At 42.3% G+C, this 22,634-nt stretch carries 19 protein-coding genes; 13 read left to right on the top strand and 6 right to left on the bottom strand.

Features of this window, described 5'->3' with window-relative positions; genetic code table 11:
* The 5 genes from glyQ to dnaA all read right to left on the bottom strand — a co-directional run bounded on the left by glyQ (window position 1) and on the right by dnaA (window position 7,142).
* Complete coding sequence (glyQ, locus tag A7985_RS21235) at window positions 1–900, bottom strand: glycine--tRNA ligase subunit alpha (protein WP_063372010.1); 900 nt, start codon at window positions 898–900, stop codon at window positions 1–3.
* Between the two features lie 181 nt (window positions 901–1,081).
* On the bottom strand, window positions 1,082–3,499 hold the full coding sequence (gene gyrB, locus A7985_RS21230; protein ID WP_065792451.1) for a DNA topoisomerase (ATP-hydrolyzing) subunit B: 2,418 nt from the start codon (window positions 3,497–3,499) through the stop codon (window positions 1,082–1,084).
* A gap of 12 nt (window positions 3,500–3,511) precedes the next feature.
* Window positions 3,512–4,600 (bottom strand): DNA replication/repair protein RecF, encoded by a 1,089-nt coding sequence (recF, locus tag A7985_RS21225; protein ID WP_065792450.1) that lies wholly within the window; start codon window positions 4,598–4,600, stop codon window positions 3,512–3,514.
* A 21-nt stretch (window positions 4,601–4,621) separates the two neighbouring features.
* Window positions 4,622–5,725 carry a DNA polymerase III subunit beta gene (dnaN, locus tag A7985_RS21220; RefSeq protein ID WP_065792449.1) on the bottom strand — a complete coding sequence of 368 codons (1,104 nt, stop codon included), beginning with the start codon at window positions 5,723–5,725 and terminating at the stop codon, window positions 4,622–4,624.
* A 10-nt stretch (window positions 5,726–5,735) separates the two neighbouring features.
* Complete coding sequence (gene dnaA / locus A7985_RS21215) at window positions 5,736–7,142, bottom strand: chromosomal replication initiator protein DnaA (protein ID WP_065792448.1); 1,407 nt, start codon at window positions 7,140–7,142, stop codon at window positions 5,736–5,738.
* Window positions 7,143–7,823: 681 nt separating this feature from the next.
* Between dnaA and rpmH the strand changes: the two genes are divergently transcribed.
* The 7 genes from rpmH (at window position 7,824) to A7985_RS21185 (ending at window position 12,689) form a co-directional block, all read left to right on the top strand.
* On the top strand, window positions 7,824–7,958 hold the full coding sequence (gene rpmH, locus A7985_RS21210; protein WP_005492430.1) for a 50S ribosomal protein L34: 135 nt from the start codon (window positions 7,824–7,826) through the stop codon (window positions 7,956–7,958).
* Window positions 7,959–7,963: 5 nt separating this feature from the next.
* Window positions 7,964–8,380: a ribonuclease P protein component gene (gene rnpA, locus A7985_RS21205; RefSeq protein ID WP_063378504.1), complete on the top strand. Its 417-nt coding sequence runs from the start codon at window positions 7,964–7,966 to the stop codon at window positions 8,378–8,380.
* A 107-nt stretch (window positions 8,381–8,487) separates the two neighbouring features.
* The gene (gene yidD / locus A7985_RS25870; RefSeq protein ID WP_081310666.1) at window positions 8,488–8,793 is read left to right on the top strand and encodes a membrane protein insertion efficiency factor YidD; all 306 of its coding nucleotides are present in this window, start codon (window positions 8,488–8,490) and stop codon (window positions 8,791–8,793) included.
* A gap of 8 nt (window positions 8,794–8,801) precedes the next feature.
* Entirely contained in the window at window positions 8,802–10,433 is a 1,632-nt protein-coding gene (gene yidC / locus A7985_RS21200; protein ID WP_065792447.1) for a membrane protein insertase YidC, read from the top strand.
* A gap of 357 nt (window positions 10,434–10,790) precedes the next feature.
* Window positions 10,791–11,462, top strand: a complete 672-nt coding sequence (locus A7985_RS21195) for a cytochrome c biogenesis protein CcdA (protein WP_256096822.1) — start codon at window positions 10,791–10,793, stop codon at window positions 11,460–11,462.
* Window positions 11,463–11,484: 22 nt separating this feature from the next.
* Entirely contained in the window at window positions 11,485–11,937 is a 453-nt protein-coding gene (locus tag A7985_RS21190; RefSeq protein WP_065792445.1) for a TlpA family protein disulfide reductase, read from the top strand.
* Window positions 11,937–12,689, top strand: a complete 753-nt coding sequence (locus tag A7985_RS21185; protein WP_256096821.1) for a TlpA family protein disulfide reductase — start codon at window positions 11,937–11,939, stop codon at window positions 12,687–12,689. Before A7985_RS21190 ends, A7985_RS21185 begins: the two co-directional genes overlap by 1 nt.
* Here the strand turns inward: A7985_RS21185 and A7985_RS21180 are convergent.
* Entirely contained in the window at window positions 12,681–14,849 is a 2,169-nt protein-coding gene (locus A7985_RS21180) for a winged helix-turn-helix domain-containing protein (protein WP_065792444.1), read from the bottom strand. The genes A7985_RS21185 and A7985_RS21180 overlap by 9 nt on opposite strands.
* A 125-nt stretch (window positions 14,850–14,974) precedes the next feature.
* Here A7985_RS21180 and mnmE point away from each other — a divergent pair, with 125 nt between their 5' ends.
* The 6 genes from mnmE (at window position 14,975) to A7985_RS21150 (ending at window position 22,537) form a co-directional block, all read left to right on the top strand.
* Window positions 14,975–16,339: a tRNA uridine-5-carboxymethylaminomethyl(34) synthesis GTPase MnmE gene (gene mnmE, locus A7985_RS21175; RefSeq protein ID WP_065792443.1), complete on the top strand. Its 1,365-nt coding sequence runs from the start codon at window positions 14,975–14,977 to the stop codon at window positions 16,337–16,339.
* Window positions 16,340–17,390: 1,051 nt separating this feature from the next.
* Window positions 17,391–17,837: a flavodoxin domain-containing protein gene (locus tag A7985_RS21170; RefSeq protein WP_065792442.1), complete on the top strand. Its 447-nt coding sequence runs from the start codon at window positions 17,391–17,393 to the stop codon at window positions 17,835–17,837.
* A gap of 414 nt (window positions 17,838–18,251) precedes the next feature.
* Window positions 18,252–20,141 (top strand): tRNA uridine-5-carboxymethylaminomethyl(34) synthesis enzyme MnmG, encoded by a 1,890-nt coding sequence (mnmG, locus tag A7985_RS21165; protein ID WP_065792441.1) that lies wholly within the window; start codon window positions 18,252–18,254, stop codon window positions 20,139–20,141.
* A 15-nt stretch (window positions 20,142–20,156) separates the two neighbouring features.
* The gene (rsmG, locus tag A7985_RS21160; protein ID WP_065792440.1) at window positions 20,157–20,777 is read left to right on the top strand and encodes a 16S rRNA (guanine(527)-N(7))-methyltransferase RsmG; all 621 of its coding nucleotides are present in this window, start codon (window positions 20,157–20,159) and stop codon (window positions 20,775–20,777) included.
* A 14-nt stretch (window positions 20,778–20,791) separates the two neighbouring features.
* Window positions 20,792–21,577, top strand: coding sequence for a ParA family protein (locus tag A7985_RS21155; protein WP_065792439.1), 786 nt, complete (start codon window positions 20,792–20,794; stop codon window positions 21,575–21,577).
* A 15-nt stretch (window positions 21,578–21,592) separates the two neighbouring features.
* Entirely contained in the window at window positions 21,593–22,537 is a 945-nt protein-coding gene (locus A7985_RS21150; RefSeq protein ID WP_065792438.1) for a ParB/RepB/Spo0J family partition protein, read from the top strand.
* Window positions 22,538–22,634 lie beyond the last annotated feature (97 nt).

The following is a 22,634-nucleotide window of genomic DNA, read 5'->3' as shown; positions in this document are numbered from 1 at the left end:
TCAGTCCTTACAAAGCGGGAAACCAAGTGCTTCACGTGCTTCAAAATATGCTTGAGCACATGCTTTAGACAGCGCGCGTACACGAAGAATATAACGCTGACGCTCTGTAACAGAGATTGCATGACGCGCATCCAATAAATTGAATGCATGAGATGCTTTCATAACTTGCTCGTAAGCCGGTAGCGGTAAACCCGCTTCAATTAATTTTTGGCTTTCTTTTTCACATTGGTCAAATTGCGCAAATAGTGCATCGACATCCGCGTGCTCAAAGTTGTAAGTCGACTGCTCAATTTCATTTTGCATGAAGACGTCGCCATAAGTCACACGCCCCATTGGACCATCAGTCCAAACTAGGTCATAGATGCTATCTACACCTTGTATATACATGGCAAGACGCTCTAAACCATAGGTGATTTCACCCGTTACAGGTGAACACTCGATACCACCAACTTGTTGGAAGTAAGTAAATTGCGTAACTTCCATACCGTTTAGCCAGACTTCCCAACCAAGGCCCCAAGCACCTAACGTTGGCGACTCCCAGTTGTCTTCAACAAAGCGAACTTCGTGCGTTAATGTATCAATACCTAATGCTTCTAAAGACCCAAGATAGAGTTCTTGAATGTTGTCTGGAGACGGCTTTAACACCACTTGAAACTGGTAGTAGTGTTGCAGGCGATTTGGGTTTTCACCATAGCGGCCATCCGTAGGACGACGGCAAGGTTGAACATACGCGCTCGACATTGGCTCAGGGCCAATTGACTTCAAGAAGGTCATTGGGTGGAACGTGCCCGCACCAACTTCCATATCCAGTGGTTGCGCAATTACACAGCCTTGCTGTGCCCAATAGTCCTGTAAAGCCAGGATCAACCCTTGGAAGGTTTTGATATCATATTTTTGCATAGTTGGCTTTTATATTTATTTGGTACATGGGACTCAAATCAGAATTTACATCTCGCTGACTTGAGCTTTTATGATTGAAAATTATGCTCAGTATACCGTGTGCAGTACTTAGAATTAAGCACTTCTAAGAAAAAAAGGAGGGTTTCCCCTCCTTTTTTATCATGCGTTACATCTGCTGTAGTTACACGTCGAGATTAACTACTCTCAGTGCATTTTGCTCGATAAAGTCTCTACGAGGCTCAACTTGGTCACCCATTAGAGTCGCAAAAAGCTGGTCAGCTGCAATTGCGTCTTCAATCGTTACACGAAGCATGCGACGTGCATCTGGGTCCATTGTTGTTTCCCATAATTGATCTGGGTTCATCTCACCAAGACCCTTATAACGTTGTGTATACAAGCCACGCTTAGACTCATTAATCAGCCAATCAAGGCCTTCAACAAAACTATTAATCGGTTGCGTCTTTTCACCACGTTGAATGTAGCCACCTTCTTCTACAATGTGTGCAATTTGCTTTCCTGTGTTAGCAATGCGCGCATAGTCTTTAGAAGTGATAAAGTCATAATTCAAGGTATGTGCTTTATCTACACCGTGCTGACGAATATTCACAACAGGATAGAACATGTGGCGCTCATCATCGTAGCTAACAGATGCAGAGAATATTGTCGCATCATCGTCATGCTTCACTAAATCTTCGACAAGTGCATCACACCATGCAGTGACTTTAGATTCATCACTCAAATCAGCTTCAGCTAATTCAGGTTGGTAAACCAATCGATTCATGATTGCAGCTGGGTATTTACGTTGTAGTCGGCCAATAACATCGACTGTTTTTTGGTAATCATGTACTAGATTTTCAAGACGATTACCTTCAATGGCCGCTGCACCTTCGCTTGAATATAAAGATGCACCGTCAAGCGCAAGCGTTGTTAGGTACTCTGTAAGTGCATGGTCATCTTTAATATAACGCTCTTGCTTACCTTTTTTCACTTTATAGAGTGGTGGTTGTGCAATATAAACGTATCCGCGCTCAATGATTTCAGGCATTTGACGGTAGAAGAACGTCAATAACAGTGTTCGGATGTGTGAACCATCCACGTCCGCATCGGTCATGATGATAATGCTGTGATAACGTAATTTTTCTGGGTCGTACTCATCGCGCCCAATACCACAGCCTAACGCCGTAATTAACGTTGCAACCTCTTGTGAAGAAAGCATCTTGTCAAAGCGAGCTTTCTCAACATTCAGGATTTTACCTTTCAGTGGGAGGATTGCTTGGTTCTTACGGTTACGACCCTGTTTAGCAGAACCACCCGCCGAGTCACCCTCCACGATGTATAGTTCAGACAGTGCAGGATCTTTTTCCTGACAATCCGCCAACTTGCCAGGTAAACCAGCTAAGTCCATAACCCCTTTACGGCGAGTCATTTCTCTAGCTTTACGCGCGGCTTCACGTGCGCGAGCAGCATCAACAATTTTGTTTACTACGGTCTTTGCATCTTGTGGGTTTTCTAGCAGGAACTCATTGAGTTTTTCAGCCATCGCTTGCTCAACCGCACCTTTCACTTCACTAGAAACGAGTTTGTCCTTTGTTTGTGAAGAGAACTTTGGATCAGGTACTTTTACACTGACAACGGCTGTTAAGCCTTCACGCGCATCATCACCCGTTGCGCTTGTCTTGTTCTTTTTATTGAACCCTTCTTTTTCCATGTAAGTGTTCAATGTTCTCGTTAATGCAGCACGGAAACCGGCAAGGTGCGTACCACCATCACGCTGAGGAATATTGTTCGTAAAGCAGTATATGTTTTCTTGGAAGCCATCATTCCACTGCATTGAAACTTCAACACTGATACCATCTTCACGCTCAGTGGTGAAGTGGAAAACACTTTGATGCACAGGTGTTTTCTTACGGTTTAAGTACTCAACAAACGCTTGAATACCACCTTCATATTTGAAGTGATCTTGCTTGTTCTCCTCTCGCTCGTCAGTCAGGATAATACTGACGCCAGAGTTTAAGAATGAAAGCTCGCGTAGACGCTTTGCTAAAATGTCATAGTGGAAGTTAATATCAGAGAATGTTTCAGGGCTTGGCCAGAAGCGCAATTCTGTTCCAGTAGTCTCAGCTTCGCCAATCACAGCAAGTGGAGCGTCAGGCACACCCATTGTGTACTTTTGTTGATGCACTTGGCCATCACGGCGGATAGTTAATTGTAGTTTTTCAGAAAGCGCATTAACAACAGACACACCTACACCGTGTAGGCCACCCGAAACTTTATATGAATTATCATCGAATTTACCACCAGCATGCAGTACAGTCATAATTACTTCTGCTGCTGATACCCCTTCTTCAGGGTGGATTGAAGTAGGTATACCTCGACCGTTATCTCTTACTGAAACGGAACCGTCAGTATGAATCGTAACGAAAATATCGTCACAGTATCCAGCTAAGGCTTCATCGATCGAATTATCAACAACTTCGAAGACCATGTGATGTAATCCAGTTCCATCATCAGTGTCGCCGATATACATTCCTGGACGCTTTCTTACTGCGTCCAATCCCTTCAGTACTTTAATACTGGATGAATCATAATTATCAGACATGGTTAATTCCAATTAATTTGTTATTAAACGACCATGTTCCACGTGGAACATCTCAATATTTTTTTCAAGAAGTTCCACAACAGGCGTTAAACTTTCTGAACTGATTGCCGAAACGAACAATTGAGAGTTACAGTTCGCAAGTAGCTTAGCAACACATCCCAAAGTTTCAGAGCTCAGTTCAGATGGTAAATCATCAATTAGCAATATTGATCGTTTATCTGTTTCTTGTTCAATCAAATTATTCTGCGTAATTTTCAGCGCATATAAAAGCAACTTTAATTGTCCTCTGGACATAATCCCTTCGACACTATGACCATGGACTTTAAAGTTAAAATCCGCTTTATGAGGACCTCGACTTGTATAACCAAGTTTTAAGTCTCGCTCTAATTGTGATTGAAGCACTTCACTTAGTTCCCCTTTCCAGCCCGCATCGTAGCGAGTTTCAAGGCCATCAAATACAGAGCTAATCCCCCCTATCTTATCAAAAAAATAGCCTTCAAACCTACTTATATAAGCTTTTCGATAGATATTTATTTGTTCAGCGAGGTCAATGAATTGTTTGTCCCAAAACTTTATCTGCGTCACACAATTAGCTGGCTTAGTTCTAAGTAAAGCATTTCTTTGTTTTAAGACTTTATTAAAGTTTTTCCAAACCTCATAAAATAAATGTTCCACGTGGAACACACCAAGATCTAAGAATTTTCTTCTTTCTTTTGGCCCACCAAAAAAGAGTTCATAGCTTTCAGGCGTAATGACCTGCACGGGGAGTATTTGTGCGAGTTCTGCAATTTTTCGACTGGCTTGCCCCTGAATTCTTAGCTGTGTCTCACCACTTTGACTTTTGCTAATTCCAACTGGTATAGACAAGTTGTGCAGTTGTTTTTTACCATGCACAACACACTTCTCCTGCTCGTTACGAATCATCAACTTGTACTTGTTGGTTCGAAATGAACGGCCATTAGATAAGAAGTAAATAGCCTCCAGCAGGCTTGTCTTGCCACTGCCATTTTGGCCGAGAATGATATTGAGGTCTTTGGAGGGAGAAAAAGAAAGTGCCTCAATGTTTCGAAAATCATTGAGGCTAATATGTGTCAAACTCATATAGAGCGCTACTTAACTTTTTTATAAACGCATTGGCATTACTACATACATTGCATCTTCTTCGCCTGCACCTTCAATAAGCGCACTGCTGTTAGAATCCGCCAATGTAAACTGAACATCTTCAGTTTTTAATGTATTGAGTACGTCCAACAAGTACGAAACATTGAATCCAACTTCCAAGTCTTCTCCTTGGTAATTCACTTCAACTGTTTCTTCTGCTTGCTCTTGCTCTGGGTTGTTCGCACTAATCTTCAGTACGCCGCTGCTCAAGTTTAGACGGACGCCTCTAAACTTTTCATTAGATAAAATTGATACGCGTTGAAAAGCACTTCTTAACCACTCTCGGTTTGCCGTTACAATCTTGTCACCACCACGAGGAAGTACACGTCGATAATCAGGAAAACGTCCATCGACTAGTTTACTGGTAAAAATGACTTCCTGATCAATAATACGGAAATGGTTTGCACCAAATTGTATAGTCAACTCTTCATCATCAGCGGGGAGCAATCTCATAATCTCCAATACCCCTTTTCTTGGGATAATCAGTTGACGCTGAGCACCTAAAGATTGTTCGATTTGCTTTTGCGCAATCGCCAGCCTGTGTCCATCTGTCGCAACCGTTTTGATTTCGTTTCCATCAACTTCAAACGACATGCCATTCAAGTAGTATCGTACATCTTGATTAGCCATAGAAAAATGAGTCGCTTCAAGTAATTTACGAAGCTCCAAGCGCGTCAGTTTGAACTCAACTTCGCCTTGCCACTCTTCCAAATTCGGAAAGTCTTCCGCAGCAAGTGTCGTTAGAGAAAAACGGCTCTTACCACTTGTGAGCAGTACTTGATGCTCTTGTGTAGACAAGTTAATCTCGGAACTATCCGGCAGGCTTTTACAGATATCTAGTAGCTTTTTAGCTGGTAAAGTCAACTTTGCATCGGCAGTATCATTTTGCAAAATGACAGACGCAACTAACTCAATTTCTAAGTCAGTTCCCGTCATCGCTAATACGCCATTTTTTACTTCTAGCAGCACATTAGACAAAATAGGTAGTGTGTGTTTACGCTCAATCGCACCTGACACTTGCATTAACGGCTTTAAAAACTGTTCTCTTACTATCGTTATTTGCATCACTTAACCCTTAAGATGACAATGTTCTGATCAAGTTTTGATAATCTTCTTTTACCTCGTGACTCTCTTCACGAAGTTCTTTTACTTTGCGGCATGCATGCAAGACCGTTGTGTGGTCTCGACCACCAAACGCATCACCAATTTCAGGTAAACTGTGATTCGTTAATTCCTTCGACAAGGCCATAGCAACTTGCCTTGGGCGTGCCACTGAACGGCTACGACGCTTCGACAATAAATCAGACACACGAATACGATAATATTCTGCAACTGTACGCTGGATATTATCGATAGTGACTAACTTGTCTTGCAATGCTAACAAGTCACGTAAAGCTTCTTTAACAAACTCTATCGAAATTGGACGACCGGTAAAATTCGCATTAGCAATAACACGGTTTAACGCCCCTTCAAGCTCACGTACATTAGAACGTAATTTCTTCGCTATAAAGAACGCCACTTCATGGGGTAAATTGATGTTACTTTGCTGCGCCTTTTTCATCAAAATGGCGACTCGCGTTTCCAATTCAGGCGGTTCAATCGCAATCGTGAGGCCCCAGCCAAATCGAGATTTAAGTCTATCTTCAACACCTTCAATTTCTTTCGGGTATCGGTCCGACGTTAAAATGATTTGCTGATTACCTTCAAGTAACGCATTAAACGTGTGGAAAAACTCTTCTTGAGATCGCTCTTTATTCGCAAAGAACTGAATGTCATCGATCATCAAAGCATCTACGCTACGGTAATAACGCTTAAAATCTTCGATAGCATTATTTTGAAGTGCTTTAACCATATCTTGAACAAAGCGCTCAGAATGCATATACACAATTTTTGCATCTGGCTTTTTATCAATGATGCCATTACCCACAGCGTGCAATAAATGCGTCTTACCTAGACCCGTTCCACCATAAATAAACACTGGATTAAAAGCAGAGCCTGGGTTATCAGCGACTTGCGTCGCAGCAGCTTTGGCCAATTGGTTTGATTTACCTTCGACAAAATTATCAAAGGTATAATTTTCTTTGATATTAGACTTCACACTCGATTTCGGAGCCGGTTCAACTTTGGCTTCGCTGACCGGTGATTGTGCTGCACTTCTCGCAGCAACTTGAGGTGATTGCGCAGGCGCTTCTCCTGCATGTGTCTCAGCCGAAACTTGCGGTTGCGCTTGTGCCATAGGCTTACTGCCTACGTCAAAACGTAATTCAGGTGCTTCATCACCACAGATTTCGATCAGTAATTCGTTAATTCGATTTAAGTACTTCTCTCGAACCCAATCTAACACAAAGCGATTTGGTGCATAGATGGTTAAAGTATCTTCGGTACTTTCTGCTTGTAGTGGTCTAACCCACATATTGAACTGCTGCGATGGCAGCTCATCTTGCAAAACATATAAACAACTTTGCCAAACCGACAGATACACATTGCACTCCGAAATAGTTATTATTCCCGTACATCAATAACATTGGCTATCAAATTTTATTTACAAAATAACCAACAGAGTTATTCACAGCTAACTCAAAGATCAACGGAAAAGTTTGTATATTATCAATTATTCACAGGTGGAAGCCGGGTATTATGAAGCGATCTTATCCACAACATCAATATTGACTTTTATAAAAAATAAGATCTCAACAACAAAAAAACGCAAACCTTTGTTTTGGAAGAGTTTTTAATTTCACTTATTTAGTAAGATCTTATCAAAAAAAGTCTAAGATCTCACCTAAAAATTGAGATCAATTTTAGTTTTCCAGAGGATGTCGCCAATTTTCACCCAAGCGTTGTGGAAAACCCTACCAAGATCAACACAGTTGATCCACAGCCTTAGATCTCGATCTCAACCACCTGATCACTCCCCACGATCTTTGTAAATTAGCCTACTCTTTATATAGCTATTCTAAAGTAGTAAAAACACGATTAAGCGCCCTCTTCTATATATAAGCATCGTTTTTTACCCATTTAGACTATTAATTGAGCTTATCGATACAAATATGATTGACTTTCACGCGCGTCGGCTTTAATATCTCGCGCTCGCAATGGCACCTGTGCCAGGATCGCGACCTGCATAGGATGTTTTAACTTTAACCGATCGGATGGATTAGTTATGAAAAGAACTTTTCAACCAAGCGTACTTAAGCGCAAGCGTACTCACGGTTTCCGTGCTCGCATGGCTACTAAAAATGGCCGTAAAGTACTAGCACGTCGTCGTGCTAAAGGCCGTAAAGAACTATCTGCTTAATATAAGTGGAAGGTTTTGGCTTCAGCAGGGAGTTACGTCTGTTAACTCCCTCGCATTACTCCCGAATATTTCAAGAGCCTGCTCGAGCAGCAACCCCTGTATTTACTCTTCTAGCTAAACCAAATGATGTAGGTCATCCTCGTCTTGGTCTTACAGTTGCTAAAAAGCGATGTAAACTTGCTTGCCAACGAAATCGTATCAAACGACTAGCAAGAGAAAGCTTTCGTCTCAATCGTCATAAGTTGGACAACATTGATATTGTCTTAATGGTTAAAACAGGCGTAGACGAACAGAGTAATGAAGAACTGACAAAACAACTCAATAAGCTTTGGCGTAAAGTTAACGAACGTTGTAAACCAGGCGCGCCTAAACCTAAGCCTCATAAAAAACGCCCTACACGTAGCAATAAAGCCAAAAAATAACCCGACATTTGCGTGTCAATGACCGACCAGTCATGGCTATTTTATGCTAATTCATGTAAGGTTAGCTCACCTTTTAATCACTCTATTATCGAGTCTATCTCGCAACTATGAAACACGCCTTGAAGACAAAGAGTGAGAGTAAACGACGAGTGGATTATCCGCTTTTGGCAATACGTAATTTATTGATAGCCCTCATTCGTGGATATCAAAAATTCATCAGTCCCTTGCTTGGACCCCATTGCCGATTCAATCCAACGTGCTCAAGTTATGCAATTCAGGCAATTAATTTACACGGAATTGCAAAAGGGAGTTGGTTAGCGGTTAAACGCATATTAAAATGTCACCCTTTAAGCGCAGGTGGGGATGACCCCGTCCCTGAAAAATCGAATCAAGTTAAACAACACGAGAAATAAGAGCTGTTATGGAATCGCAACGCACGTTTTTATTGATCGGATTGCTGGTTGTTTCACTATTACTATTCAGAGAATGGCAAATAGATGAAACAGAAAGCAAAGCCGAGACCAGTGCAGTCACACAAGTGGCCACTTCACCTTCAAATACCGATCAAGCGGATATTCCAGCTTCTAGTGAAGCGGATGTACCTGTTGCGCAAACTCAAGCAGTCCGTTCTGTCATTACAGTAACGACTGATGTTTTTGCCGTTAAAATAGATACTAAAGGTGGTGATATTGTTGAAGCCAAACTACTTCAACACGCTGAAACGCATGGTAGCGATATACCTTATCTACTACTTGGTGAATTTGATGGGAAGCAATACTTAGCACAAAGTGGTCTGATTGGCTTAAATGGCCCAGACGCGTCAAGTGCAGGCCGCCCTGTCTATCAAACAGAACAAAGCGCCTACACTTTATCAGGTGATGAACTGCGCGTACCACTGACTTTTATCGATAACAAAGGTATTCAATTTACCAAGACATTTGTATTTAAAGCAGGTCAATACGACGTATCTGTAGAATACGATGTGGTAAACGCGACTGATACCCCTGTGCAAGTTCAGCTGTATACGCAGATCAAGCGTACAGCACAAGATAAAGACAGTATGGTTGACCAAACTTACTTAGGTACAGCATACGGTACTCAGGACGAGCCATACGAGAAATATTCTTTTGATGAGATGCGTGAAGCAAACCTTAATAAGAATACACTTGGTGGTTATGTGTCATTTATCCAGCACTACTTTGTAAGTGCGTGGGTACCTAAGCAAGATATCAACAATACTATCTACACGTCGCTTAGAAATAACCAAGGCATCATCGGTGCAAAAGGTGAACCTGTAAACATTCAGGCAAATTCAGAAGCAAAGCTGTCTGCGATTTATTACATGGGTCCAAAAGACACGAATGCGCTAGAAGCACTACATGAAGACCTAGATTTAACCGTAGACTACGGCTGGTTATGGTTTATTTCTCAACCTTTACTTGTATTGCTTAAAATGCTGTACGGTGTATTAGGTAACTGGGGTCTGGCTATCATCGGTATTACGGTTCTTGTTAAGACACTGCTGTACCCACTCACTAAAGCGCAGTACACATCAATGGCAAAAATGCGTGCATTACAGCCAAAGATGCAGCAACTGAAAGAGCGTTATGGAGATGACCGTCAGAAGTTTGGTCAGGCAATGATGGAAATGTACCGCAAAGAGAAAGTAAACCCAATGGGTGGTTGCTTCCCTCTGCTACTTCAGATGCCAATTTTCCTAGCTCTGTTCTATGTATTCTTAGAATCTACAGAATTGCGACACGCTGAGTTCGGCCTGTGGTTAACAGACTTATCTGCGATGGACCCGTACTACGTATTACCAATTTTATTTGGTGCGAGTATGTTCTTGACACAAAAACTACAGCCGATGACTATCACTGATCCAATGCAGCAGAAGATGATGACTTACATGCCAGTGGTGTTCTCTATCTTCTTCATCTGGTTCCCATCTGGTTTGGTTCTTTACTGGTTGGTTTCTAACCTTATCTCTATTGCGCAGATGCTTATTATCTACCGCGGTATGGAGAAAAAAGGCATTAAAGTACGAGACTAAGGTCTTGATACTATATAAAACGCCCGCTTTATTTGCGGGCGTTTTTGTTTTTACAGTAGTTGTACATACAAGTTAAATTCCCGCCTCTAGATACTCATAACTTCGAACCTCTTCAAAGTGAACCCCCGTTTACATCTTGATACGATCGATCGCTCGGTTAAACCAACAAATGTCACTTCTTCAATCCAAGCTCGGCCCTCTTAGCTAGCCATGATTAAAAGAGCCTCAGGAAAAACTTTCTTTTTATAACATGCACTTGATAAATTTTGATGGCGTTTTGATGGAACTTTGATAGGTCTATTTCGCAGTTTAAAGGATGCTCTTAACCACATTCATAACCAAGCAATGAGCTCTGTAATGGAATCCCTTTTGTTAGATACATTCAACACCACCGATATAGGCTGGTGGCAAATACCCACGGTCCTGCTTCTGGGTATTTTAACCAGCTTTACACCTTGCGTTTACCCGATTCTACCTATCACCATTGCGACCTTTTCACAGCAAAAACATACGCGCATAGCCCCCTTGTTATATTGCATAGGGTTTTCACTCGTCTATGCAGCTCTTGGCTTTATCGCCGCGTATAGTGGCAACCTTTTTGGTCAAGTTGCCACTAACCCTTGGGTATTGCTGCTATTTGCCAATGGCCTTTTTTACTTTGCTGCACTAAACAAAGGAATTGTCCCGATGCCATTAATGCCAGTCCGCCAGTTTAAAAAGCCAAGTTCAGTTCCAATGGTAATGGGCATGGCCAGTGCGCTGGTCGCAGCTCCCTGCACGTCACCCGTACTTGGCGGCTTATTGATGTTTGTAGCCACCCATCAGCAACCAATGGTGGGAGCACTGTTGTTATTTAGCTTTGCCTTGGGCATGAGCACATTGCTATTACTTGCAGGTACTAGTGCTCGTTTCCTTACCAAACTCCCAAAATCCGGAAAATGGCTGTCGTACACCAATACCATGACCAGCCTCATACTCATTGCAATGGCGCAATATTTTCTTATTCAGGCTGGTAAAAGCTGGCTTTAATACACTAACTAAGGATATTAAAATGAAAATACCTCTACTTCTTTTGTGCTTACTCAGCATCTCTGCCCATGCCAAGCAATATGCGCCACTACAGGCACAAACACTCGATACACAGCGCATTTCTACACAAGGCAAAGTCACCTATTTAAAGTTTTGGGCAACTTGGTGTGCATACTGTGTAGAGGAAATGCCAGTATTACAACAGAGCCATGAAGATGCCCAAGGCGCGTATCAAGTCGTGTCCGTCAATATTGGCTTTAACCAGTCTCTTGAAGGTGTAAAGCACTACTTAGGCAAGCATCATTACAACTTCCCGACTGTTTTCGACAGTGATGGCACGATTACACGGCAATACAGGGTACTTGGCACACCACAACACATTTTAATTGATGCACAAGGTAGAGAGATCTACCGAAGTGGGTTGTTTACGGATCAACTGGCACAAAAATTAGCACAGTTAAGAGGGCTTAAATAATGTATATACAACTATTAAAAACAGTCGCTTTTATGCTATTCATTGCCGGGAATAAAATCCATGCACAAGTCCAAGAGTATGTTTTTATAAACATTTGGGACGAATATAGCCAAACCACGCACTTGCCAAAAGCACAAGGAGAACGTATTTATGTGCAGCCGGATATCAATATCGATCAGGCTAGCTTAGCGCAATTCAAGCGTGCATACCCAGCGTTTGAAAACCTGATCATCGATATCGACAACCAGCTTATGTTTCAGTATCAGATCAGACAAACACCGAGTCGTGTAATCGTTAAAGATGGTCATGTCTTACTCAAAGAGACGCTATTGAGTACACCTCACGTCACCACCAATGCAGTGACAACTGAGAAAATGACCACCCTTTCAGGTAAGCCTTTGAGTCAAGGCCAAATTCAACAAGACTATCGAGTATTATTTTTTAGTGACAGCTTATGCCCTTTTCAACATATCCCAGACTGCCAACATCGCATTAGACAAAACAACGAGTTAGCAAATCATAAACCTGAGCGCATACTCACCATCATCAAACCCTTTTATGTAGATGAACAAAGTGCCCACAATTATAAAAAGCGCTTTGATATCAATCACCATGTTGTTTTCGATGCACACAATCAGCTATTTACTCAGTTCGAAATAACCGACTTACCTTATTGGGTCGTACAAGATGGAAATGGCAGGGTCATTTACCGCGGAGCTCAAGTGCCGCAAAAGCACTATTTATCACTCTAAGATCCACTTACTCTGGCAATAAACACTATAAGGCGCGTCAAGTAACTCAGCGATGAGCTTGGCGTCCCCTTGTGGCTGTTGTTTAAATTGTTCAAGTTGATCAAGCAGTGATTGGCTATTGTTTAGTTTTCCCAGCATCCCCTGCGCTTTTGCAAATAACAGTTCATCACTGACCATATGCGCGGCAACAGACGCATAAAATAACATTAAGTGCGCTTCTTTATCTTGCTCTAAATCCATTAACTTCAGCGCGTTGTCAGGCTCATTACGCAACAAATAAATATACATTTGCGTATACTTTGCGTAGATCATCGCATCACTCAACCCACCGACTTCATATGCTTCTAATGCCGCATTAGTGAGCATTTGAGATTTATCTGTTTCTCCTTGCTTGAGTGCTATCCACCCTAACAACAAGGTCACATTGGCGCGAGCCATGTCAGACGTCGTCTCTATAGATAGCAAAGACTCAAATAGCTGTTGTGCTGTTTTTAGCGCAGAGTGTCGATCAGTCGTCAAACCTATGTCCATATGCGCCATCGCTTTTAGCAGACCAAGCTGTTCTAGCGCAGGTTTAAATGCCTGTTCAAGCGACACTTGATCCAAGTAATAAAGGGCTTTTTCACCTTGATGAAGCTGAATATAATAAAACCCTAAGTAAGTAAGCACTTGCATTTTAAAGTACTGTTCACCACTTTCATTGGCAATTTCCAATGCCTCCAGTAGGCTCGATTCGCTTTCAGACACCGGCACGAGATAATTTTGCCCATAAGCAAATAAACTTCTGGCGAGCTCAATGCGTTGCTCTGATTGTCGGTAATACTGAATGGCACCTTCTAGCACTTTTTTGCTTTGCGATAAGTTCACAAGGTTTTTTTGTTGTGGTCCAGCAGCTGGTGGATTGGCCAAATAAAACGATCGTTGTGCTTCACTATAAGCGAAAGAGCGACTGCCAATGAGCGCATGTGCTGCGCTCATTGCATGAGTATAATCTTGCCACTGCAAAGTACTCCAAGCAACATCAGCCATTAACTGATAAGTACTCGCCATCAGCTCTATATGCTGACTTTGTTCAGCCATCACCAGTGCATTTTTCGCACTCAATCGTGCTCGTTGAAATTCACCGAGTGCTTTTTGGAACGTCCCCAAATAAAGATGATATCGAGCTTGCAGCGTGTAAGGGGCCGTTTTGAGATCTATGCCATCGAAGTAATGATTGGCAAGTTGTATATTTCCTTGCCCCCAAGCAATACGGGCTAATTCAAGCCGGGATGGTAAGTGCTCAGGCGTTTGGGTTAACGCCGCTTCAAAATAAGATTTTGCCAATCTTGGCCCACGTTCATTTAACGCTTGAATCCCTCGGAAATAATCACTTAATCCATTGATCTCGTTTAATTTAGTAGCCGACAATGCGGTGTTTGTAGTCAGCGTGCCCAACAATTTATCCGCAATCTCAATAAAGTTATTATCAAGCTGCTCAACGAGCACCTGAGTATGCCGCCCAGCCATGCTTGCTTGTAATAAATAGCGCTGCTGCATGGGCTTTATCGATAGAAATAATTGTTGTGGTTGGGCTTTTTCTGGTTTATTCAAATAGTCAGGCGTCTGACTCTTGGGGATCAATTTAAAACTTGTCTTGAGACGCTCACGCAAAGTGCCCTCAAGGGCATATCCCCACCAAGCATTGGCTTGTACGCCTGTATGGTTTTGCATTGGATGAATGAGCAATGGTACTTGCCCTTGTATTTGGGCAGGTGGTATAGATGCTGATTTATAGCTATATACGCCCCCCAATAAGGATATTACAACCAATCCAATGGCGGCTTTGACACCCAACCTTCTTTTGTTACTAGAGTCAGATTTTACTGCACAGATCCACATATAGCCCTGATGCGGCAGCGTTTTGATGTAAATAGGACTTTTTGCATTATCTTGCAGGACTTGGCGCAGTTCAGTGATACTTTGATTTAGTGCGGCCTCACGAAACTCTCCATGTTGCCAAAGCGACTTAAGCAAGTGCTCTCTTTTGATCAATTGATTGGGATGAGTAAGAAAGTACTCCAACAACTGCGACACTTTGGGTCGCATACTGATAGATGTCTGTCCATGATAAAGCGCTAAACGCTCTGGATCGAAGCGAAATTGACCGAATAACAACACGACTTAGACTGTCCTTATCTCTACATCTCGAGTAATTATCTCTATTCATATAGCTCCACTATACCTGAGAAAAGCCAATTGCTGTACAATTAAGCTCATAACACTGTCATTCAGCATGAGACAATATGATTGCACAAGATACCATAGCAGCTCAGGCCACCGCACCAGGTCGTGGTGGCGTGGGGATCATCCGTATTTCGGGTGCCAAAGCGCAACTCGTTGCCGATAAAATTCTCGGTAAGTGTCCCAAAACACGATATGCCGAATATTTACCATTCAACACGCTTGCTGGTGAACAATTAGATCAAGGCATCGCCCTATTCTTCCAAGGTCCAAATTCATTCACTGGTGAAGATGTACTTGAGTTGCAAGGCCATGGTGGCCCAGTTGTGATAGATATGCTGCTCAAAGAAATCAGTCAAATTGATGGCGTCAGACTAGCCAAACCTGGCGAGTTTTCTGAGCGTGCATTTATGAATGACAAGCTCGACCTCACACAAGCTGAAGCCATCGCCGATCTGATTAACGCAACCAGTGAACAAGCGGCTAAAAGCGCCCTCCACTCTTTACAAGGTGATTTCTCTAAACATATTAATGTGCTGGTGGAGCAAGTGATTCACTTACGAATGTATGTGGAAGCTGCCATCGACTTCCCAGATGAAGAAATCGACTTTCTTTCTGACGGTAAGGTGGCTGGTGATTTACAGGCCATCATTAATCAATTAGCAGAAGTCAGACAGCAAGCCAAACAAGGCAGTATCATGCGTGAAGGAATGCGTGTTGTGATCGCAGGGCGACCCAATGCAGGTAAATCTTCATTATTAAATGCCCTTGCTGGTCGTGAAGCAGCTATTGTGACTGACATTGCAGGTACTACACGAGATGTCTTGCGAGAACATATTCATATTGATGGCATGCCACTGCATATTATTGATACAGCAGGTTTGCGAGAAAGTCCGGACAAAGTTGAACAAATCGGTATTGAGCGTGCTTGGGAAGAAATTAGCGGTGCAGATCACGTCTTATTTATGGTCGACGGTACCCAAACGCTCGAGACGGATCCACTAAAAATATGGCCGGAGTTTATGGAAAAACTACCAACAGGCATGGACATTACTGTTATCCGCAATAAAATTGATCTGTGTGATGAGCAACAGGGTTTATGCCAGCAAGGTGATTACCCCGTGCTGAGGCTCAGTGCACAAACCAATACCGGCGTTGAAACATTGCGTGAACATTTGAAGGCTTGTATTGGCTTTACGGGTGCTAACGAAGGTGGTTTCATGGCTCGCCGCAGGCATTTAGATGCCTTAGAGCGCGCTGCTGAGCATTTAGAAATCGGTCAGACTCAGCTCGAAATGCACGTAGCAGGTGAAATTTTGGCCGAAGAGTTACGCTTAACTCAACAATATCTCAATGAAATAACCGGGGAATTTACCTCTGATGATCTGTTAGGCAAAATCTTCAGTTCATTCTGTATTGGAAAATAACCCCCCGTGCCCGATGCAGCTCATCGGGCATAGCCCTTCGTCAATAAACAGTGCATCACTCAATTTATATAACTTGTTTTTATCTCTCCCGTCCACACAGACGCAAGCAAGGCCTTGTCAACGCCACTATCCAATGTAATTAGACACTTTTTAAAACGCCTCACGTCTGTCATTACTCCACTTAGCGCCGACGATGATCATTCGAATCAACATAGTCGACACCTAATGGAAATCGAAGCCGAGAACCGTCAATGCCGCTTGGTTCTAAATATTAAGTACATGTATATATTAAAGTTTTAAATCATACATTAGGTTTAACGATCGAGAGGTTAAACGCTTTCCATCTTGTATATACATGATTTTTGTGCTGATCTGCCTGCACGGATCTTGTCAGCTCTTCTAGTTCAGTAAAATTAAAAGATCGCGCACAAGCCAGAATTAAGTACACAGAAGGCACCCAGTTCAACATATTCGTTATTAAAATCATCCACGATAAAAAGCATCAAACTTATTAAAAAGTGTATATATTTCAAACACAAATATTACTAGTATCGGACTTTAAGCGCAATTTCATACGTAACCTATCGTGATATTTATAAAAAATAGACTGATCCACACCTCATTTAGCCCTTTGCTTAGGTGATCTCTCGCCAAAATTGAGCATAGATTAACTTTTTTTAGAATATTTTTTTATATACACCCGACTTTATAGATCCAAAAAATAATCCCCGTCGCCATTGGATCGATCAAGTTCAGAATAAAACTATCCACATCACACATTGTTTAGGTCACAGCGATCAAAATGAAGTGTTCGACTCGATAATTACAGCCTACTTATCTCAATCTTGTCACCTGCTTATCCACAGTAATTAATTAAAAATCACGGTTGGAATAATTTATTTAAACATTTAAAAACAATAGGATATGAAAAACCATTCACAATATACCAATTATTCACCAATGAAATTTTATCCCAGTGAAAAACTATCTCTTTACTTCTGCCCATGGCGCATTATTATGAGCGGCACAAATCGTGCCTTTTCGAGAAAAAATGAGTAACTTAGAGATCATAATTGGCAGTCAAATGGGATCTGCTGAATACGTTGCAGAGCAACTAGCTGAAGATCTTGAAACAAGATCCGTCACATGCAATCTGCATGAACAGCCAGATCTGTCAGAGTGTAAGGGGGATACTTGGTTAATAGTCACATCGACTTATGGCGCAGGAGATTACCCTGAAAACTTATTGCCCTTTATCTCACAGCTCCAAGAACAGGCAGATATGAGCCATATCAAGTTCGCAGTAGTTGGTATTGGTGATTCAAGTTACGATACTTATAACTATGCTGCAATCAATGGTGCCAAGCTCTTATCAGACAAAGGTGCTCAGGCTTTACTGCCAATACTAAAAATAGATGTACTAGATGAGGCATTGCCAGAAGATACAGCTTTAGCATGGTTACCCGAGCTTAGTGAGATCGTAAGCGCAATTTACTAAAGATCAGTTTCACATAAGTTATCCACAATTTTACTTATTTTTAGTTCCTTATGTGGATAACCTTTGATCTAACTGCTGATCTATACTTACTTATCCATTGGATAAATTTAGCTTCTTTGATGGCTGTGTATAAATAGCTGTTTTGATCAAAGCTTATACGCCGTTAGATCCGATCTAATTCACACTATTTGATCTGACCTAAGTCTCTGGATCAAATTAAGAATATTACCTTATGCACAGATCTAGGCGTTACTAAATATAAGATCAATAAAGATCTTTAAAAAGATCCTTATATATATTTAGTGATCCATTTTACCTATGGGTTAAAATTTAATCGTTTCACTTCTGCGTTTTTCTAGGTAGAATACGCACCCTTTCGAAATTTGCTGGTTGTATTTAAGTAGGATCCCGTAAATGATTTATCATGAACATTTTGACGTAATCGTTGTTGGTGGCGGTCATGCTGGTACTGAAGCTGCACTTGCGGCTGCACGTATGGGTATGAATACCTTATTGTTAACTCACAATATGGACACACTGGGACAAATGTCTTGTAACCCAGCGATCGGCGGGATCGGTAAAGGCCACTTGGTAAAAGAAATTGATGCACTAGGTGGCGCAATGGCACAGGCCATTGATAAAGGCGGGATCCAGTTTAGAACGCTAAACTCTTCAAAAGGTCCAGCTGTCAGAGCAACGAGAGCACAAGCAGATCGTGCGCTGTATAAAGCGGCGATCCAAGACACGTTGCAAAACCAAGAAAACTTGAAGATTTTCCAACAAAGTTGTGATGATCTGATTGTTGAACAAGATCAAGTGAAGGGTGTAGTCACTCAAATGGGCTTGCGCTTTAGCGCCGAGTCTGTGGTACTGACTGTCGGTACTTTCCTTGGTGGTCAGATTCATATTGGCCTAGAAAATTACAAAGGCGGCAGAGCAGGGGATCCACCTTCTATCGCCCTTGCGGCTCGTTTACGTGAATTACCATTTCGCGTTGATAGGCTAAAAACGGGCACACCGCCGCGCATTGATGCACGCACTGTAGATTTTTCTGTGATGCAAGTACAACCAGGTGATACGCCAACACCTGTGTTTTCTTTTATGGGTAAGCAGTCGGATCATCCTCAACAGATCCCTTGTTATATTACCTATACTAACGAGAAAACCCATGATGTGATCCGTGATAACTTGCACCGCTCACCAATGTATGCGGGTGTCATTGAAGGCATCGGTCCAAGATATTGTCCTTCAATTGAAGATAAGATAGTTCGCTTTGCTGATAAAGAAAAACATCAGATCTTTGTTGAGCCAGAAGGGCTGACCTCATATGAATTGTATCCAAATGGTATTTCCACCAGCTTACCATTTGATATTCAGCTTGAAATTGTTCGTTCAATCAAAGGATTTGAAAATGCGCATATTTGTCGTCCGGGTTATGCCATTGAATATGATTTCTTTGACCCACGAGATCTCAAGCAGTCATTGGAGACGAAATTTATTAATGGCTTATTTTTTGCTGGCCAAATTAATGGTACTACCGGTTATGAAGAGGCGGGGGCGCAAGGTTTGATTGCGGGTATGAACGCTGCGCTACAAGTCAAAGGTGAAGCGCCATGGACACCACGCAGAGATGAAGCCTACACGGGCGTACTCATTGATGACCTTGCGACACTGGGCACAAAAGAACCGTATCGTATGTTTACTAGCCGCGCTGAATATAGATTATTATTACGCGAAGACAACGCCGATCTGCGATTGACAGAAAAAGGCCGTGAACTTGGTTTGGTGAATGACGAGCGTTGGGCGGCATTTAATAATAAGCTAGAAGTCATGGAGTTGGAATCTCAGCGCATTCGCTCAACTTGGATCCACAAGGATCACCCAGCACTTGAGCAAGTAAATAGCTTGCTCAAATCACCACTGACTCGAGAAGCGAGTTTAGAAGATTTGATCCGCCGTCCGGAAGTGAGCTACAAAGATCTTACTGCAATTGAAGGATTGGCCAGTGATCAAGATAATTGGCAGGCACTTGAGCAAGTAGAAATACAAACCAAGTATGCCGGTTATATTGCAAGGCAACAGGATGAGATCAATAAACAACTTCGTCATGAAGAAACGGTACTGCCTGCTGAGTTTGACTACAGCCAAGTAAGTGGCTTGTCTAACGAGGTTGTGGCTAAGCTCACAGACGCGCGTCCGCAAACGATAGGACAAGCTTCGCGTATTTCTGGTATCACCCCAGCAGCTATTTCGCTATTATTAGTGTATCTGAAAAAGCAAGGGCTGTTACGCAAGTCGGCGTAACAGCGATGGAAAACTGTGTTATTAGAACAACTCAACGCTCTGTTGGCTGAAACAGACATTACGCTGACCGAAAATCAAAAACAGCAGCTGGTCGATTACGTCGGGCTGCTCGACAAGTGGAATAAAGCTTACAACTTGACTTCTGTGCGTGATCCAAAAGAAATGATGATTAAGCATATTTTGGATTCACTGGTTGTTGCACCACACTTAACCGGTAAACACTACATTGATGTTGGCACAGGCCCCGGTCTGCCTGGCATCGTATTAGCGATTGCACTCCCTGATACTGAATTTGTGTTACTCGATAGCCTTGGAAAAAGAGTACGATTTTTAACCCAAGTAAAACATGCGCTTGGATTAAAAAACGTGACGCCTGTGCAGTCTCGTGTTGAAGAATATCAACCAAGTGTTAAATTAGACGGTGTGTTAAGCCGTGCGTTTGCATCCTTGCAGGATATGGTGCAGTGGTGTACACATTTGATAGATACATCAGGGCGATTTTTAGCACTCAAGGGAATGTACCCACAAGAAGAGCTTGATAATCTGCCTGATGGCATTTCTTTAGAACAGAATATCACCTTGCAAGTTCCTAAACTGGAAGGTGAACGTCATTTAATTATTCTTACAAAAGACTAAGAGTCGAGGACACTGTGGCTAGAGTCATTGCAATTGCAAACCAAAAAGGTGGCGTTGGTAAAACAACCACTGCGGTTAACCTTGCTGCCTCGATGGCAGCAACCAAAAGAAAAGTATTGCTGATCGATCTTGATCCCCAAGGTAATGCCACTATGGGCAGTGGTGTTGATAAGTATTCCGAGGTCGCCACGATTTATGATCTATTGATAGAAGAAACACCTATCAATGAAGTTATCTGCACTGAAACCTCTGGTGAATATCATTTAATTGCCGCCAATGGCGATGTCACTGCAGCTGAAGTTAAGCTAATGGAGTTATTTGCGCGTGAAGTGCGTTTGCGCAATGCGATTGAATCTGTTCAGGATGATTACGAATTTATTTTTATTGATTGCCCCCCTTCACTCAACATGTTGACCGTTAATGCCATGGCCGCCGCAGATTCGGTAATGGTGCCAATGCAATGTGAGTATTACGCACTTGAGGGATTAACGGCACTCATGGACACAATCACACAACTTTCTAAACTGGTAAATCCTTCATTGCAAATTGAGGGGATTCTGCGCACTATGTATGATCCACGTAACCGTTTAGCGAATGATGTATCGGAACAACTGAAACAGCACTTTGGTGAAAAAGTATATCGTACTGTCATTCCTAGAAATGTGCGTTTAGCCGAAGCGCCTAGTTTTGGTGCGCCTGCAATGTATTACGATCGTGCTTCAAGCGGTGCAAAAGCCTATCTTGCATTAGCTGGGGAAATGTTGCGTCGTCAAGAAAAGCAAGCTGCAGCAGTAGCATAAGAGGATAATAAAAACATGTCGGTAAAAAAAAGAGGATTGGGACGAGGGTTGGATGCATTACTCAGCTCTGCCAAGCCACCAGCTGCCGCACCAAAGGAAACTGTAGAAGCGCAATCTAATGAGTCACAGCCTCCTGAGTCTGCGACTGAGCAAGTTGCTGCCTCTGAAAACGAATTGCAGCATTTACCTATTGAATTTTTACAACGCGGAAAATATCAACCGCGCAAAGATATGTCTGAACAGGCATTAGAAGAACTGGCCAATTCAATCAGAGCACAAGGTGTTTTACAACCCATTGTTGTGCGCAAAGTAAATCAAAAGCAATATGAAATCATCGCGGGTGAACGCCGTTGGCGAGCTTCACAGTTGGCTGGTCTTGATGTCGTACCGTGCATTCTTAAAGACGTTGAGGATGATGCTGCTGTTGCCATCGCACTGATTGAGAATATACAGCGTGAAGATTTAAACGCGATGGAAGAGGCCGTCGCGCTGGATAGATTACTCAATGAATTTGAGCTAACGCACCAGCAAGTGGCTGATGCTGTAGGTAAATCGCGTACAACCGTTACTAACTTGTTACGTTTAATCAACCTCAATGATGATGTAAAAATCTTGTTAGAACATGGTGATATAGAAATGGGCCATGCACGGTGCTTATTATCACTACAAGGGGAAGCACAATCCGAAGCTGCACGCACTGCGGTCGCGAAAGGCTTAACGGTACGTGAAACCGAGAAACTTGTCCGTGCAATGCAAGAACCAGCGGTTAAAAAAGAAGCAAAAGAAAAGGACCCAGATGTCAAACTGTTAGAACAACAGCTGGCAGAAAACTTGGGTGCCAAAGTAGAGATCAACTACAATCAAAAAGGCAAAGGAAAGCTGGTTATTTCTTACGCTGATCTTGATGAATTAGACGGCATTCTTGGGCGGATCCATCCAGATTTACAACAACCCTCCTAAAGGTCAAATTTGCGACGAATTGTGTGCCTATTTTATGCGTCAATTCGTCGCGTCAAGTTGCAAATTGAGCAGAAATCAGTATAATTTCGCCAGTTTT

Origin of the sequence: Pseudoalteromonas luteoviolacea (assembly GCF_001696455.1) — a bacterium.
In the GTDB taxonomy this organism is placed as follows: domain Bacteria; phylum Pseudomonadota; class Gammaproteobacteria; order Enterobacterales; family Alteromonadaceae; genus Pseudoalteromonas; species Pseudoalteromonas luteoviolacea_C.
Note: the sequence above shows the minus strand (reverse complement) of the source record. Positions and strands in the feature narration are given on the sequence as shown.